General features: G+C 64.5%; 20 protein-coding genes, 1 tRNA gene and 1 other RNA gene. 9 read left to right on the top strand and 13 right to left on the bottom strand.

What is annotated here, in order from left to right; all coding sequences use genetic code 11:
- Positions 1–78 precede the first annotated feature (78 nt).
- From ATJ93_RS02375 to ATJ93_RS02365, 3 genes are all read left to right on the top strand, one after another.
- Entirely contained in the window at positions 79–357 is a 279-nt protein-coding gene (locus ATJ93_RS02375; RefSeq protein ID WP_120243031.1) for a ribonuclease P protein component 4, read from the top strand.
- A gap of 106 nt (positions 358–463) precedes the next feature.
- Positions 464–712 carry a YhbY family RNA-binding protein gene (locus ATJ93_RS02370; RefSeq protein WP_120243030.1) on the top strand — a complete coding sequence of 83 codons (249 nt, stop codon included), beginning with the start codon at positions 464–466 and terminating at the stop codon, positions 710–712.
- Entirely contained in the window at positions 709–1662 is a 954-nt protein-coding gene (locus ATJ93_RS02365) for a mechanosensitive ion channel family protein (RefSeq protein ID WP_120243029.1), read from the top strand. Before ATJ93_RS02370 ends, ATJ93_RS02365 begins: the two co-directional genes overlap by 4 nt.
- Position 1663: 1 nt before the next feature.
- Here ATJ93_RS02365 and ATJ93_RS02360 read toward each other — a convergent pair whose 3' ends face one another.
- The 5 genes from ATJ93_RS02360 to ATJ93_RS02345 all read right to left on the bottom strand — a co-directional run bounded on the left by ATJ93_RS02360 (position 1664) and on the right by ATJ93_RS02345 (position 5046).
- On the bottom strand, positions 1664–2473 hold the full coding sequence (locus ATJ93_RS02360) for a LolA family protein (RefSeq protein WP_120243028.1): 810 nt from the start codon (positions 2471–2473) through the stop codon (positions 1664–1666).
- Between the two features lie 113 nt (positions 2474–2586).
- A complete protein-coding gene (locus tag ATJ93_RS02355) occupies positions 2587–3525 on the bottom strand; it encodes a DMT family transporter (RefSeq protein WP_120243027.1) in 939 nt (312 codons plus the stop codon).
- Between the two features lie 93 nt (positions 3526–3618).
- A complete protein-coding gene (locus ATJ93_RS23450) occupies positions 3619–3789 on the bottom strand; it encodes a hypothetical protein (protein WP_170155500.1) in 171 nt (56 codons plus the stop codon).
- 122 nt (positions 3790–3911) lie between these two features.
- Positions 3912–4224, bottom strand: an RNA gene (gene ffs, locus ATJ93_RS02350) — signal recognition particle sRNA.
- A 120-nt stretch (positions 4225–4344) separates the two neighbouring features.
- On the bottom strand, positions 4345–5046 hold the full coding sequence (locus ATJ93_RS02345) for a DUF2270 domain-containing protein (RefSeq protein WP_120243026.1): 702 nt from the start codon (positions 5044–5046) through the stop codon (positions 4345–4347).
- Between the two features lie 123 nt (positions 5047–5169).
- Between ATJ93_RS02345 and ATJ93_RS02340 the strand changes: the two genes are divergently transcribed.
- Together ATJ93_RS02340 and ATJ93_RS02335 are read left to right on the top strand one after the other, a co-directional pair.
- On the top strand, positions 5170–6318 hold the full coding sequence (locus ATJ93_RS02340; RefSeq protein WP_120243025.1) for an ABC transporter substrate-binding protein: 1149 nt from the start codon (positions 5170–5172) through the stop codon (positions 6316–6318).
- A gap of 134 nt (positions 6319–6452) precedes the next feature.
- Complete coding sequence (locus ATJ93_RS02335; RefSeq protein ID WP_120243024.1) at positions 6453–7880, top strand: sodium-dependent transporter; 1428 nt, start codon at positions 6453–6455, stop codon at positions 7878–7880.
- A 168-nt stretch (positions 7881–8048) separates the two neighbouring features.
- On the opposite strand, the gene ATJ93_RS02330 is transcribed toward ATJ93_RS02335, so the two are convergent.
- Positions 8049–8423, bottom strand: a complete 375-nt coding sequence (locus tag ATJ93_RS02330; RefSeq protein WP_120243023.1) for an Hsp20/alpha crystallin family protein — start codon at positions 8421–8423, stop codon at positions 8049–8051.
- Between the two features lie 147 nt (positions 8424–8570).
- Here ATJ93_RS02330 and ATJ93_RS02325 point away from each other — a divergent pair, with 147 nt between their 5' ends.
- Both ATJ93_RS02325 and ATJ93_RS02320 read left to right on the top strand, forming a co-directional pair.
- Positions 8571–8900, top strand: coding sequence for a DUF5798 family protein (locus ATJ93_RS02325; protein WP_120243022.1), 330 nt, complete (start codon positions 8571–8573; stop codon positions 8898–8900).
- 243 nt (positions 8901–9143) lie between these two features.
- Complete coding sequence (locus ATJ93_RS02320; protein WP_120243021.1) at positions 9144–10124, top strand: PLP-dependent cysteine synthase family protein; 981 nt, start codon at positions 9144–9146, stop codon at positions 10122–10124.
- A gap of 157 nt (positions 10125–10281) precedes the next feature.
- On the opposite strand, the gene ATJ93_RS02315 is transcribed toward ATJ93_RS02320, so the two are convergent.
- The 5 genes from ATJ93_RS02315 to ATJ93_RS02295 all read right to left on the bottom strand — a co-directional run bounded on the left by ATJ93_RS02315 (position 10282) and on the right by ATJ93_RS02295 (position 13139).
- The gene (locus tag ATJ93_RS02315) at positions 10282–10476 is read right to left on the bottom strand and encodes a hypothetical protein (protein WP_120243020.1); all 195 of its coding nucleotides are present in this window, start codon (positions 10474–10476) and stop codon (positions 10282–10284) included.
- 153 nt (positions 10477–10629) lie between these two features.
- Entirely contained in the window at positions 10630–11049 is a 420-nt protein-coding gene (locus tag ATJ93_RS02310; RefSeq protein ID WP_120243019.1) for a CoA-binding protein, read from the bottom strand.
- Between the two features lie 127 nt (positions 11050–11176).
- On the bottom strand, positions 11177–11800 hold the full coding sequence (locus ATJ93_RS02305; RefSeq protein ID WP_120243018.1) for an RAD55 family ATPase: 624 nt from the start codon (positions 11798–11800) through the stop codon (positions 11177–11179).
- Between the two features lie 161 nt (positions 11801–11961).
- The gene (locus tag ATJ93_RS02300) at positions 11962–12822 is read right to left on the bottom strand and encodes a geranylgeranylglycerol-phosphate geranylgeranyltransferase (RefSeq protein WP_120243017.1); all 861 of its coding nucleotides are present in this window, start codon (positions 12820–12822) and stop codon (positions 11962–11964) included.
- 134 nt (positions 12823–12956) lie between these two features.
- Positions 12957–13139 (bottom strand): DUF7511 domain-containing protein, encoded by a 183-nt coding sequence (locus ATJ93_RS02295; protein ID WP_120243016.1) that lies wholly within the window; start codon positions 13137–13139, stop codon positions 12957–12959.
- A gap of 182 nt (positions 13140–13321) precedes the next feature.
- Here ATJ93_RS02295 and ATJ93_RS02290 point away from each other — a divergent pair.
- Positions 13322–13396: transfer RNA gene (locus tag ATJ93_RS02290), tRNA-Arg, on the top strand.
- Positions 13397–13463: 67 nt separating this feature from the next.
- Here ATJ93_RS02290 and ATJ93_RS02285 read toward each other — a convergent pair.
- Positions 13464–13886: a universal stress protein gene (locus ATJ93_RS02285; protein WP_120243015.1), complete on the bottom strand. Its 423-nt coding sequence runs from the start codon at positions 13884–13886 to the stop codon at positions 13464–13466.
- A gap of 141 nt (positions 13887–14027) precedes the next feature.
- Here ATJ93_RS02285 and ATJ93_RS02280 point away from each other — a divergent pair, with 141 nt between their 5' ends.
- Positions 14028–14243, top strand: coding sequence for a hypothetical protein (locus ATJ93_RS02280; protein ID WP_120243014.1), 216 nt, complete (start codon positions 14028–14030; stop codon positions 14241–14243).
- Between the two features lie 55 nt (positions 14244–14298).
- Here the strand turns inward: ATJ93_RS02280 and ATJ93_RS02275 are convergent, their stop codons facing one another.
- Complete coding sequence (locus ATJ93_RS02275) at positions 14299–15174, bottom strand: hypothetical protein (RefSeq protein WP_120243013.1); 876 nt, start codon at positions 15172–15174, stop codon at positions 14299–14301.
- Positions 15175–15203 lie beyond the last annotated feature (29 nt).

The raw sequence follows: 15203 nt of genomic DNA, 5'->3' as shown, positions 1-15203 counted from the left end.
GGATCTCCCACACGGGCCGGCGATCGGCTCGAGGGAACGCAACACCAATACGTCCACCGCGACAACGAGAACACGACTATGAGCATCGCCGCCGAGCGACTCGAGCGCCTGCACGACCTCGCCAGCGCGGCGGCAGCGGACGGCGACGACGACCGGGCCCGCTACTACGTGCAGCTCGCCCGCCGCGTCGCGGAGCGAAACCGCCTCTCGCTTCCGAAGCAGTTCCGCCGGTTCACCTGCGACGCCTGCGACCGCTACCTGCGGCCGGGCTCGAACGCCCGCAGCAGGCTGCAGGACGGCCACGTCGTCATCACCTGCGACTGCGGCGCCCACGCGAGATATCCCTACGAGGAGTAACTGAGCGCGGTCGCGAACTGCGACAGCGGGCGTGCCGAGTGCTGGCACGGCGGACGGCGAGCCGGTTCGCGAAGATTCAACTGCCTCGACTCCCTTACTCGAGGCTATGGATCAACAAGAACTCAAAAAGCGTGCACACGACCTCGACGTGACCGTCTGGGTCGGCAAGAGCGGTATCGAATCGGTCGTCGACGAACTCGACGACCAGCTCTCGAACACGGAGCTGGTGAAGGTGAAGTTCCTGCGGGCCGCTCGCGCCGGCAGCTCGACCGACGAGAAGGCCGCCGATCTCGCCGAGCGAGTCAATGCCGACCTCGTCGAGACCCGCGGACACACGGCCGTGCTGCATCGATGACTGGCGCCATCGGATCGATTTCCGCGTCACTTCTGCACGTTCGTCCGCTGCAGGCCGATCCCGCCGGCCCGGTCGAGCGCGCCCTCGAGCTGGTCGGGCTCGAGGATCCCGCGCTGACGAGCAGCATCGCGGGTGCGATTCGGTTCGTCCTCGCGTTCGTCGTCGTCTGGGCGGTCGGCCGCTTCGTCGTCCTGCCGCTCTTGCGGCGCGCCCTCGATCGGCGCGGCCTGGACGAACACGCGCGGAATCCGCTGTTGATGGTGACCCGATTCGGGCTGTTCTTCCTCGCGATCGCGGTCGCGTTCGGCTTCGGCGGGTTCGGTAACTTCCTCGTCTCGATGGCCGGCATCGCGGCGGCCGGCGCGCTGGCGATCGGGCTGGCGATGCAGAACGTGATCTCGAACTTCGTGGCGGGCATCTTCATCTACACGGACAAACCGTTCCGGATCGGCGACTGGATCGAGTGGGACAACGGCGACTACGCGGGCGTCGTCGAGGACATCAGCCTCCGCGTGACCCGCGTTCGCACCTTCGACAACGAACTGCTGACGGTGCCTAACTCGGTGCTGACCGACGACGTGATCAAGAACCCGGTCGAGGGCGACAAGCTGCGCCTGAAGTTCGTCTTCGGCATCGGATACGACGACGATATCGAACGGGCAACCGAGATCATCGTCGACGAGGCCGAACGCCACCCCGATATCGCGGACGATCCGGCGCCGAGCGTGCGGCTGACGGAACTCAACGACTCCGACGTCGGACTCCAGTCGCGGTTCTGGATCGAGGATCCCTCGCGGTCCGACTTCGTCCGCATCAAGGGCGAGTACATCACCGCCGTCAAGCGACGGTTCGACGAGGAAGGGATCGACATCCCCTACCCCGTCCGCACGCTCGATGGCGATCTGTCCCTGAACGGGGCCGATCAGAGCGTCGTGCAACCGGCCGAGTAACTCACCAGTCCTCGACGGTCGTATTCGCCGGCGGCTCGAACGCGAACCGCTCGTCCTCGAGGCCGGCGTTGAACGTCACCGTCTCGTACTCCATAAGCAGTTCGTGGCGCTCGCCGTTCGCGCCCTCGTAGACGAGTCGCTCCTTCAGCGGGTAGTCGTACTCCGAATCGATCCAGAGCGACCACTCGATCACGCCGAGGTCAGTTTCGACTTCGGCCGTCTCGAGCGGGACGACGAACTCGGTGTTCCCGACGAGCACCGAGACGTCGCGCTCGACCGTCTCGTTTTTCGGCTCGATCTCGAGGACGTGCGCTTCGCGGTCCGCGATCCGCTCGGTGCCCGCGTACTCGAGGTCGTACAACTCGCGTTGTTCGGCGGCCATGTCGGCCCGATCCGAACGGATCGCCGCGTCGTCGAACGGCTCCGCCGGTTCGAAGTAGTAGGCTGTCTCCGCGTCGGGATCGTAGTTCCAGGTCGCCGAGGCGTTGGAGACGTAGCGATCGCCGATCACGGACGGGTCCGATGCCTCGAGCACTTTGCTCCGCTCGTCGGTGTATGGACGTTTTTCGATGCGGACGCGCTCGGAGACCGTGTCGTTCCCGGCGGTCATCTCGACCGTTCGGATCCCTTCGAGGTCCTCGAGGTCGTCGGCGTGGACGTACGCGCTTTCGAAGAGCGCGTCCGGCTCGGGACCGGTGTCGGCGTCGGTCCCGGTGCTCCCGTCGCTCGTCGGTACGGAGACCGCACAGCCCCCGAGCGCGACGAGCAACGCGATCGCCCCGAGAAGCGCGGCGAAGCGACGAGGTGTCATCACACGTGTTGACCGAGAGAAGGGTTCTAAACTTTTTCATCACCGGAGCGAACGGCGGCTGCGATAGCGTCTCGCCGGGTCAGGACTGGCTTTCTCGTGATCGTGACCGTGAGCTACGACTCGGCCGTCGAGACGACGTAGACCCCCGCAGCCATCACGAGTCCGCCGAGCACGAACCGCGGCCCGAGGGACTCGCCCAGCAGCGTCGCGCCGAGGACGCCGCCGACGACCGGCTGTGCGAAGAAAAACGCCGAGATGACGCTAGCGTCGACGTACTCCATCCCCTTGTACCAGCAGTACCACGCCGCGGCGGTCCCGAGCAACCCGAGGTACAACACCGCGCCGACCAGTTCCGGCGTCGGGTCGATCGCCCGCAGCGACGCGTCAGTGAGTGCGACCTCGAGCGGCACCAGCGGGGCGGTCATCGGCACCGCGGCGGCGCAGGAGTAGGTCGCCGTCTCGAGGGCCGAGTAGCGGTCGATCAGCGGCTTCCCGCGGACGGTGTAGAGGGCCCACGTCGCGCTCGCGATCAGGAGCAGGCCGATGCCGATGGTCGGCGTCGCTCCGCCGGCGAGCGTCGAGAGGTCGTACTGGCCGGTCAGGACGAGCACCGTTCCGGCTAGCGCGACGACGATACCGATCACGAGGCGGCCGGTGAGGCGCTCGCCCAGCAGCGTCACGCCAAGCAGGATCGTAAAGATCGGCGTCAACACGGTGATGAGCGATCCCTGGCTCGCCGTCGTCAACGCGGTCCCGAGGAACTGGGTCGTCATCGAGGCCGTGATGACTGCCCCCAGAGCGATGAATCCGAGCAGGTCCCGGCGCGCGAACTGTCGGCGCGGATACTGCACGCGGACGACGAGCAGCAGCACCGCCGCGCCGACGACGATTCGGAGGAACGCCAGCGTCACCGGTGGAATCGATTCGAATCCCCACATGCTGACGACGTAGAGCCCGCCCCACAGCACCGCCGCGGCGAGCGGCGCCAGCGCGAACAGATACGTCGCACAGAACCGTCGCAGGCGAGCGACTCGAGCGTACGAACGACTCATCGGTCGCACGTAGCGGTAGGGACACCATGGGCTCTTCGAACGGCGAAGTGATTGTCGCAGTTGTTCCGTCCCACCGTTCGTCCGTCTGTGAGCCTATCTGACCAAGAGGAGACCGAAGGTGAGCAACGGGAGTCCGATTCCGACCAGCAGCACCGCGAAAAACACTCGCTCGAGCGAAAGCAGCGGGAGAAGCAGTATCGCAAGAATCCCGACCAGAAGCGCGGTAATGAGGTTCAATCGGAGGAGTATCGGGTCTTCGTCCATTGCGCGGTTGCTTTAAATCGCACACTAATAGATTTTGTGACACGAACGTAGCGTATCGAGTACCGGACTACTCGAGCAGCGACGACTGCTGTCGCTCTACGGGTCGGGACGAAATGAAGTATGAGTGCGGAAGCCGCGTTTGCCCGGCGTTCCGGCCGGGGGAATCCCGGTTGCCTTCTCCACCCCGCGACCCGTCGAGCGACAGGTGTCCGGCGGTCCACTGCTCGCTTCCGCGCCTGATGGGCTGTCGCCGGCTAACCGCGATGGGACGTCCCTGCGGACGGCCATCGCGGACCGCTGTCCCCGACGGACGAGGCTTCTATGTTGGCTCCCGGGGCCCCGGCCGGTCTGACCGGACGCCCGCGGTGTTCGGTCCCCGCTGATGACCGTAGCGCGGGTAGTGAGCAGGGCCAAACTGCCCGACCTATCCATCTCCCTGTAGGTGGTTACACCTTAAGGGCCTTTCGCCTCCGCAATCGCCCGACGGCGTGCAGGTCGTCGCGATGCCACCGCGGAAGCGCCTCGATTCCGCATCGACCACCGTCGAGAGCGACCCTACTGCTCGAGGTCGCCGTGGTCGGCGCTGCCGGATTCGCCGCGCTCCTTCGAGGTGAGCGGGACGGCGAGGACGAGCAGCGTGAGGTAGTAGAGTCCAACGGCGACGGCGATGACGGTGCCGTCGATGCCGGGGAGCGCGGCGCTTTCGGGAAACGGTTCGTCCGGGGTGAACGCCCAGAGGTGGAAAAGCCAGCCGATCAACATCGCGGTGATCAACGGGAGGTAGACGCGGCGAAGCCGGTGGCTGAACGCACCGCGGTAGCTGATCTTGGGCGAGGGGTTCCGGTAGTCGTCGCTCAGTTCCTTGCGCCACGCCGCCCGCTCGACGCCCGCGGAGGGATCGAGCGCGTTGGCGAAGAGGTTCTCCTGGAGCACGCGGACCCGCGAGCGCCAGATATCGTAGTCCTGGAAGCGGCGCGCCTCGATGAAGAGGAACGCGGTTCCCACGATGACGCCGGCGAGGATCACCGCGTGCGACACGTCGCCCGAGAAGGCGTACGCGACGATCGCCGACATGACCGTCACCGCCCAGTTGGTCGTGGTGTCGAGGCGGCCCCGCCAGTCGACGGCGCGGTGGACTTCGCCTCTGTAGAGGTGGGCCGCGACGGACCCGAGCCCGGTGCTCTGATCGACCATCTCGCGGCCGATCTCGCGCTCTTCCGCCGCTTCGGGATCGAACTCGGAGTCGCCCTCGCTCATACGCGGCCGTCCGGGACGCAGTGACAACACCCTTTCACCGGCAGCCGTCGGGTCCTGCCGGACAAGCGTTTTGGCCTACCTAAAATAGAAATCGTTTTAGATAATTAGGCAAGCCTAAAGACTATGTCAGAGACACCGAACACTGGACCGACGCGACGAAAGCTGCTTTCGATCGGCGCCGGCGCCGCCCTGACGACGGGGCTGGCGGGCTGTGCCAGTACCGAAACGACCGACGATGCGAGCGGCGAGCACACCGTGACGATGGAGCCGATGGGCGAGGTCACCTTCGACTCGGTCCCCGAGACGTGGATGGCCTACTTTAGTACCTACGGCGACATGGGGATCGCGCTCGGTCAACTCGAGGGACTTCAGGGACTGATCTACACCGAGAACTGGCCGCTCGAGTTCTACGAGACGCTGCCGGGTGTCGACGTCTCGTTCGACGACGTTCCGCAGCTCACCGGGAGCAACGGCATCGACAAGGAGATCTTCTACGAGATGGACTGCGACGTCCACCTGATGGACCCGAACTTCGTCGCTCGACTGGACGACAACTGGGACGACGACGATTTCGAGGAGATCGAGACCAACATCGGTCCGATCGTCGGCAACAGCATCCGCCGCCGCGACGAGGACTGGCACGACTACCGTTACTACGACCTCTACGAGGCATTCGAGATCATCGCGACGCTGTTCGACGAGCGCGAGCGGTACGAAGAACTCGAGGCCATCCACGACGAATTCCAGTCGACGCTCGAGGCCGACCTCCCGCCCGAAGACGAGCGCCCCGAGATCGGCCTCGTCTCGATCAACTCCGACTTCGAAACCGGCTCGTTCTACGTCTACCCGCTCGAGAAGGGGAACGGCCGCAAGCAGTACCAGGATCTGGGCGTCCACGACGCGATCGGGCCGCACCTTGACGCCTCCTACGGCGAGTGGGACTACGAACAGCTCCTCGAGGTCGATCCGGACGCGCTGGTGTTCTCCTACGGCTTCTCGCACGCGACGACCGAGCAGTTCGAGGAGCGGATGGACCAGATGCGCGACGACCCGACGGGATCGGAACTCGCCGCCGTCCGGAACGATCGCCTCTACCGCGGCGGCACCGCTTATCAGGGGCCGATCATCAACCTGCACCAGACCGAAATCGCCGCCAAGCAGTTCTATCCGGACGTCTTCGGCGCGTGGAACGGCCTCGAGACGCTCGAGAACGCCGACGAACAGTTGGTCGATCACCAGCGGATCGCCGACGTCGTGACCGGCGAGTTTTGAACGCTTCGACGGGGGACCCGCGACTGAGAGTACCCCTTCCTCGGGGTCGGGATTGGCACGGTCGTGTAACCGCGAATGAATTGTGCTACTGATCAACAACCCTTATGCGCGCCGAGTTAGTTCGCTGAGACAGCATGGTACGTGAAAGTTGGACGAGTCGGACCGGATTCATCCTGGCCGCGGTCGGAAGCGCCGTCGGCCTAGGGAATCTCTGGCGGTTCCCGTGGATGACCGCAGAGAACGGCGGCAGCGCCTTTCTACTATTGTATTTGCTCATCGTCCTCGGCGTTGGGGTGCCGGGGTTGCTGGCTGCGTTCGTGATCGGGCGACGGTCGAACCGGAACCCGGTCGGGGCGTTCAAATCGCTCGCCGGATCGCGCGTCTGGACGGCGCTGGGCGCGCTCTGTGTCCTCACCTCGGTCATCCTGATGTCGTTCTACAGCGTCGTCGGCGGGTGGATCCTTCGATACTTCCTCGAGAGTGCGACGGGTGCCTACTTCGCGGCTCCCGAAACCCACTTCGCGTCGATCAGCTACGGTGCCGAAGCGTTCGGGTACCAACTCGCCGTCCTCGCGGCCACATCCCTGATCGTCGCTGCCGGGATCAGACGCGGCATCGAGGCGACGACGAAGGTAATGATGCCCGGCATCGTCGTGTTGCTCATCGGGCTCGCGGTCTGGGCGGCTCGACAGCCCGGCGCCGCGCAGGGGTACGAGTTCTACCTCAGATTCGACGGGACCTACCTCGCGGAGAACTTCCTGTCGATACTCGGGTCGGCCGCCGGCCAGGCGCTGTTTACCCTCTCGATCGGCAGCGGGACGATGATCACGTACGCCTCGTACATCGACGACGACCGGTCGCTGCCCCTCGACGCTTCGGCCATCGCCGTGTTCAATCTCAGCATCGGCATCTTGGCCGGCCTCGTAGTGTTCCCGCTGCTGTTCTCGTTCGCGTCGGGACCGACCGAGGGCGGCCCCGGCGCCCTGTTCGTCGGCATCGCCGGCGCGTTCGCCAGCCTGCCCGGTGGCCGACTCCTCGGCGTCGTCTTCTTCCTCGTCGTTCTCCTCGCCGCCCTCACGAGTCTGATCAGCATGCTCGAGATTCCGGTTTCGTTCTTGGTCGACGAGTTCGACCTTGAGCGGTCGACGGCGACCTGGGGACTATTCGCGCTGGTCGCCGTTACCGGCGGCGTGAACGCGTTCAGCCCCGCGGTGTTTACGCTGTTCGCGGACCATCTCGTCGATCTACTGTTGGTGCTCGGCCTGACCGGGTTCATGGTGTACACGGCCTGGACACTCGGTCCGGCCGCGATCAAGGAGTACCTCAAAGGCGCGGGACCGGTCTCGCGCCCGCTGGTCGTCCCGTGGCGATACGCGATCGGGACCGTCTTTCCGGCGTTTCTCCTCTTTACGTTCTACGCCGACGTCGCGGCTATCGTCGGACTCGAAGCAGGAAGAGGGTTGTTGGTGGTCGCGGCGCTGCTAACGTTGCTGCTGCTCGTCGGTGTGGCCCGCCGCTCCGTCTCCGAAACCCGGCCGCAACTGAACGAGAGCGCGGACTAACTGTTATCCGTCGCTCGGCAGAAACCGATTTTTCGCTGTCGCTCGAGAGCGCAACTCGTTCGTGAACCGGCGAACCCGACGGCTTCGTGGACCTCGTAATGAACACGTCCCTCTGACCGTTCGGGATCGAGTCTCAGTGGTCGAGTTGAAAGGGACGACGGCTCGGCGTTAGCTATCGCCCTCGAGCGGGATTTCCTTGCCGCGGGTGGTCGCGTCCGCCGTTGGCAGGCGGACCTCGAGGACGCCGTTGGTGTACGCGGCGCTGATCGACTCGTCGTCGACGGTCTTGGGGAAGCGGAACCGACGGTGGTAGGTCTTCTTGCGGCCGCGGTCGTCGTCGACGTGCTCGGCGGCCACGTTCAGAACGCCGTCGTCCCACGCCAGTTCGATCTCGTCGGTCTCGAAGCCGGGCATGTCGATCGTGAGGACGAACTCGTCGTCCTCCTCGTACAGTTCGTAGTCGGTACCGCCGGCGTCGCCGAACAACCGGGACGGCATCTCGAGGCCTTGCATCCAGGTGCTGGGCGCGCTCGCTCGCACCATGGGTGATCACCTCGAATTCAGTTGATAATTGATAGCGGTTCGTAATAAGATTGTCGGATCATGTTGTTTGGTATCGTGTGTGAACAGGCGTCGCTCGAGAGTCGCCGGAGGAAAAGGCCCATTATCCGGCCGACACATCGCATAGGTATGGGACTCGGCAGCACTGCAAAGAAGATTCAGGGACTCTCGGAACGGGCCGAGGCGATGTACAAACAGGTACAGAAGCTCCAGGAGCGGATCATCAGCCTGGAGGAGGAGATGGACGACACCCACGACACGGTCAACCGGATCGACCACCAGTTGACCGAACAGCGCGAACTCCTGCTGGCGATCGCCGACGAGCAGGGGATCGACGGCGAGGAAATCCTCGCCCAGGCGGCGATCGACGAGGTTGACGTCGAGGACGCGGACGGCGAGTCCGGCGCGACCGACGGCGAGTCGGCGTCGGTCGACGGCGGCGAGACGACCGCGGAGTAAGTCGACGCGAACGCACAGTCGCCGGACGCCGATGGCGCCTCAAAAAGCGACCAGTTGTGAACGACCGCCGCTTTGGTCGCTGCGGTCGTCGATCCGGTAGACGTCGCTCCCGGCCGCAACCGCGTTCTCTCGTCATCAGGCCGGCCGACGTCCGCTTTCTGACGCCACCATCGTTGCGTGAGGCCATCGCACGCCTCAATCGGAACGACAAACCTAACAGTAGTGGCAACTTTTGCCATCACAATGACTACTCACGAGCAGCCGTTGGATTCGGTCCTCGAGACGATCGGCCGGACGCCGCTCGTACGAGTGCAGGACGGGCCGGACGACGTGCGCATCTACGCGAAACTCGAGACGTTCAATCCCGGCGCCAGCGTCAAGGATCGGATCGGCCGCTACATGGTCGAGCGAATGCTCGAGCGCGGCGACGTCTCCCCCGGCGGGACGATCATCGAACCCACTGCCGGAAACACGGGGATCGGGTTCGCGATCGCCGCCGAACAGCTCGGCCTGGATGCCATCTTCGTCGTTCCCGAACGGTTCAGCGTCGAGAAACAGCAGCTCATGGACGCGCTGGGTGCGGAGATCATTAACACGCCGACCGAGGACGGGATGGGACGCGCGATCGAGCGCGCACACGAATTGGCTGAGGAACTCGACGACGCCGTCGTCCCCCAGCAGTTCTCGAACCCGCTGAACGCCGAGGCCCACTACGAGACTACCGGACCGGAGATCTACGACGCGCTCGACGGCGAAGTCGGCGCGGTCGTCGCCGGCTGTGGCACCGCCGGCACGCTCATGGGGATCGCCGAGTACGCACTCGAGCAGGATTCCGGCACCCACGTCGCAGCCGTCGAGCCCGAAGGCTCGCTCTACGGCGAAGCCATCGGCGAGGACCGCGAGGAGGGCGAGTACAAGATCGAGGGGATCGGCACGCACGACCTCGAGACCAACGAACTCTTCGACCCCGAACTCGTCGACGACGTCTTCGCGGTCGCGGACGAAGCCGCCCACGCGGAACTCAAACGGCTCGCGCGCGAAGAAGGTCATCTGGTCGCCTCGAGCGCCGGCGCCGCCAGCGTTGCAGCGAAGCACGTCGCCCGACAGATCGCCGACGGCGAGATCGAGACGCCCCACGACACCGTCGTAACCGTCTTCCCCGACTCGAGCGAGCGCTACCTCTCGAAGGGGATCTACCGCTCGTTCGAGGAGTGGAGCTCCTGAGCCAAACGTATCGTTCGTCGCTGGTCCGAGGTGACCGGAACCGAAACTGAAATCCAGATTCCGTCCGCCAATCGCGTGATCGCCAACGCCGGGGCTTCGACCGCGCGGCGGTCCATCGAACCGCCGTCGACTGTCGCTGTCTCCCCGCCGGGACGGCTCAACTCGAGGTCGCCGTCCGGGAAAGCGTCGTCGCGTCGACGATATCTAACTCGTCGTCGCGCTCGGCTTCCCAGATCCGGAGGACGAGATGTGCCTTGCAGTGGTGCTCGACGAGTTCCATCCCCGTTTTCCGGTTCCTGAGTACGAGTTGGCAGGTCCCGTTGTTCGAACAGCTCCCGGACCGGTCACACATGGGTACTGGTAACGCGTACTCCTCTTGCGGATAAGTCTTTGTCGGTCAGTATCAACGATGAGAGGGAGCTATCGGCTCCATATCGAGTGTACTGACGGCTCATTCGACGTTCGAGACTCTACAAGTGCTCGCCGCGTTCGATCCAATCACCGTTCAGGCAACCAGTCGTCGGTGCTCGACCATCATACACCGATCCTGGACGACCTGTCGACCCGCCTCGAGTGCGCGCTCGGCCGCCTCGTCGTCCTGAATCCCTCGCTGCGTCCAGACGGCCTTCACGTCGTCGCGCTCGAGGGCCGCGTCGACGATCCCGCCGACTTCCTCGCTCGGTCGGAAGACGCAGACGACGTCGATTTCCGCCTCGACCTCGGCGAGGCTGTCCCGCGTCGGCCGGCCGAGAATCTCGTCCGCGAACGGGTTGACCGGGATCACCTCGTAGCCGCGCTCGTCTAGGTAGGCCGGGATGTCGTGTGCCGCCTTTCCCGGCGTGCTCGAGCAACCGACGACGGCGATCGTCTCGTACTCGAGAATCGAGCGGATATCTGCGTCGGACTCGACGGATTCGACAGCCATACGCGATAGTAGCGGGGCAGTGCCTATATACTCCGGGCTGGAGTGAATTGCGTCTGCCCTCCGCCACCGCCTTCGACTCTTGGCCGTCTGACCGTCCGACAGTTCGGCCGTCTCAGTGGCCCGCCCGTTACGTGAGGCCCGCGGTTCTAATTTCGGGATCGTCGCCCTCTTCGATCTCGACGATGCCGTCGAACAACTGCTTGAGCGTGTTCATCGTCTGATCGTCGTGGGCCGTCGAGTCGATGACGTAGACGCCCATCGCGTCGGCGCTCTGAATGCGGCCCGTGAAAACGTGGAGGAAGCGGAAAACGGTCTGCAGATCCGAGTACATCAGTAGCGTCGATACCGAGTCCAGCAGAACGCGGTTTTCCGTCACGCCCCGTTCCTCGTAGAACTCCTGTAGGAACTCCGAGAGCTTGATCCCGATCCCGGTCATGTCGACCGGCGACGACGCGTACTTGATGCGAGGGTCGTCCTCGACGGCGCCGATCCCGCGCTGTTTCGTTACGCAGTCAACGATCCCGATCGTCGCCTCGTCGAGCGCAAGGGCATCCACATCGTCGAATCGCTCGAGGACCTTGCCGGCGCTGTCCTTGGTGGTCACGACGATCGAGCCGTCGTTTCGAACGGCACCGTTCGTGAGAATCTCGTAGGCGAGTTGGCGTTTCCCGGTCAGCGGCGGGCCTGCGATAAGGACGTTCGTCCCTGGGTCGAGTTCGGCGTCCGGGAGGACATCTACGAGGTCATACATAATACTCATATTCGTCTCAGCCGTGGCAACAACCACTGCTGGCACCGCTGTCTCCGGCGTGCGTGATAGGAGAATACAGGAACCAGTTTATAATCCTTTTGATTAGTTGTCAATTAGCGATCGCCATTTCGGACGGCAATCGGTCGCGGCCTGTCAGTTCCTTATAGCCCGCTCACCACGGGTACCGTACGGCCGACGATGAACGCCAGTGACGCGAGAAACATCCCGTACTTGAGATGGGATTGCCCGGCGGTCGGATCGTCGAAACTCTCAGCGGCCGAGTAGAGCATGATCGCGTCGGCCGGCACCACCACGAGCAGGTACGCGACGCCGAAGTATCCGAACAGGTACGGGAGCGGGCTCGCGAGCACGGCGAGTGCGAGGAGCGCAACGCTGAGCCAAATGGCGCGTCCCTCGCCGACCGCGATCGGGAGCGTTCGCAGCCCCTCCGCGCGGTCACCCTCGATATCCTCGACGTCCTTGATGATCTCCCGCGTGAGCGTCGCGACCGCCGCCAGCAGCGCCAGCACCAGCGCCGGTTCGATGTCGCCGTACTCCCCGACCGCCGCGGCGCCAAAGAGGAACGTACTCCCCACGAGGTAGGCGACGACCGCGTTGCCGACTCCGGGGAGCCCCTTGAAGAACTCGGTGTAGGCCACCAGCGCGATGAGGTTGACGACCGCGATCCCGATCGCGAGCAGCGGCAGCGTGACCGCTAATCCGGTGGCGAGCGCAAAGAGAACGAGGCTGTACGCGAGCGCCCCACGAGCACTCACCGCCCCACGCGGAATCGCCCGCTCGGGCTGGTTGATCCGGTCGATCTCGCGGTCGAAGTAGTCGTTGATCGCGTTACCCGCGCCGACTGCCAACCCAGTCGCCGCGACCGCAGCCGCGACCGCGACCGGCGCCTCGGTCATTCCGCCGGCGACGAACGCCCCGATGAACGTCAGGACGCTCGCCGCGATCACGTTCACCGGTCGCAGCAACTCGAGCAACCCGCGCACCGTCTCTCCCGCAGTCATCTCGTTGCCGGGAGTGCTCAGGCAGGCCGGTTAAACGGTGCGATCCGGCCCGCGTTCGGGAGTGCGTCTCGTAGCGGGCGACATCGCAAAGATTGCGTTCGTCGGACGAAAACCGAGTTGCGGCTTCGCGATCGTTATCGCCACTCCTCGAGATCGCAGAGCGTGTCCGCTTCGACCGAAATCCACTTTCTCACTCGCTCGTCACCGCTGGCGTCGACGGGAACGGCCGTCCAGAGCCCCTCGTCGTCGGTCAGCAACTCGAGCGGTGCGGTGCCGTCGTACCCATCGTCCGCGACGGGGGATTCGTTCACCGTCATATGCGTTCCTATGGACGCTACATAAAGAGCCGCGCCGCTAATTTCCACCCGCTGGGAATGTGACACCAGGTGCCGGTGCTCGAGCAGCTGGCTGCGGTCGGGGTTTCAGCGGTGTGTCCACGTCTGTCGGAATGGGTGAAAATCGAGTCACTTATACGGACTCATCGGATACGATATGGCGAGGGCGCTTAGCTCAGTCTGGACAGAGTACTTGGCTTCGGACCAAGCTGTCGCGGGTTCAAATCCTGCAGCGCCCATCCCTTTTCGGGTTGTTCCGAATCCAATAATTTGGATCGGTAGCAGACGTTCCGTGGCGTACTGATTTCAGTTATCGTCTACGACGAGCACTGGGCGCGCTGCTTGTCGAACAACAGCATCAACCGTACTCCCGAGCAGTGCCCCTTTAAACGACGAGCGTCCTCGAGACCCGATGACGATTACGTCGGCATCCTGCTCGGCTGCGTAGGCCAGAATCTCCTCGTGTGGGACGCCGGTGCGGATCGTCGTCTCGAGGGCCAGCCCGTCGGCTGCAGCCTCGAGGTCCGCGAGCACCGATTCAGCGCGCTGTCGCCGTCGTCGGTCGGCTTCCTCGGGGTCGACGATCGCGTTGTCGTACTCGGTGCGACTCTCGAGCACGACGATCCCGTAGAGGGGGACGTCGAACTGGCTGGCGAGCGTGATCGCGTGGTCGACAGCGGCCGTGGCTGTGTCGCTGCCGTCGGTTGCGACGAGGACCGAATCGTACATGACTACTGGTCGACGCGCCAGCAAGAAAGCAGTACTCCCGGCGATGATACCGCCGCTGGCCCAGCCCGTGCTCGCAGTCGTCACGCAGTCTGGGTCGCCGCGAAACTCGACATCTATATGGGAGCGCTCCTAAGGGCCGGTATGGAAGAGGAAGTTCCAGTAACCCGTCGGGATCTCGGGTTGCTCGTCATCATTTCGCTCCTCGGCGGCGTCGGTATCGCCGCGGCGCTGTTACCGGTGGAACTGTCGCCGCAGTTTCTCAACGCCGTGATGGTCGGCGCGATGTTGGTTTCCTTCTTCATGTTCATCCCCGTCATGGGAATTCGTATGTTTCTCGAGGATCGGACGGACGACTAACCAGGCCGCTACGAACCCCGTCATCTACCGGTCGCGCGTCGACTCGCCCCGGACGTCAGTCCCGTATCTTGTCCGGAATCGTCGAGAATCGGGCTGTCCCGCGCATATCCGCGCGCTTCGAGGGTGGCGGTGCCATCGTCGAGTATCGCGTCCCGCTCCCCGATGTGCCGCGATTGCCCCCCGATCCGAGGTCCGTTCCGAACAGGCCGTCATCCGACTCGTCGCGTGCCTCATCCTCCGGGTCGGTGTCACGTTCGCCCTCGGCAGCCGCTGCTTCGTCGGGTTCGTCGGTCGCTTCGGATTCGTCGGCGTCCCCGCCACCGCCGAGCGACTCGAGCCGTTCCTGAAGTTGGCTCACGTCGTCGCTGAAGTCCGTAAGCGACGACGTCATCGCGGACCGCAGCCGCTCTTCGAGATCGCTGGTTGCGTCCGCAGCGTCGCTCGTCTTATCCGCCGCCGCGGAACTCGAGGCCTCGTCGGTCGACGACGCAGCGGACTCGTCGCCTGACTCGGATTCGGTCTCGGTGGGATCGCCCGAATCGGGATCACTGGACTCGCCGATACCTGCGCGAACGCTGCCGATGGCGTCCTCGAGGCCGTCGCCGCGATCGGCGAGTCGCGCGAGGTGGAGCAACCGCTGGAGGTCCTCGACCGCGTTCGGATCGCCCTTTGCGATCGCCTCCGGGATCGAGTTGGGTTCGGTTCCGTCGGGGAGCGTCTCCAGTCCGACCGCCGCGAGCAACTCGTTTGGGTCCGACGAGTCGAGGAGGTCGTTTGCCTCGGCAGCGAGGTCGCGGACGTCGTTCGCTGCTTCGGCGTCAGCGCTCGATTCTGCGTCGCCGTCCGCCGTGGACCCGGCCACTAGCGATCCGCTCTGGTCGTCGGCCCGGTTCAGTAGATCGGTAACGCGATCGTGCAGTTGTTCGCTCATGGATCGATCTTGTACTCCGCCGGTAGTGG

Origin of the sequence: Halopiger aswanensis (genome assembly GCF_003610195.1) — an archaeon.
Classification (GTDB): Archaea; Halobacteriota; Halobacteria; order Halobacteriales; family Natrialbaceae; genus Halopiger; species Halopiger aswanensis.
This window is presented reverse-complemented; position numbering and strand designations above follow the sequence as displayed.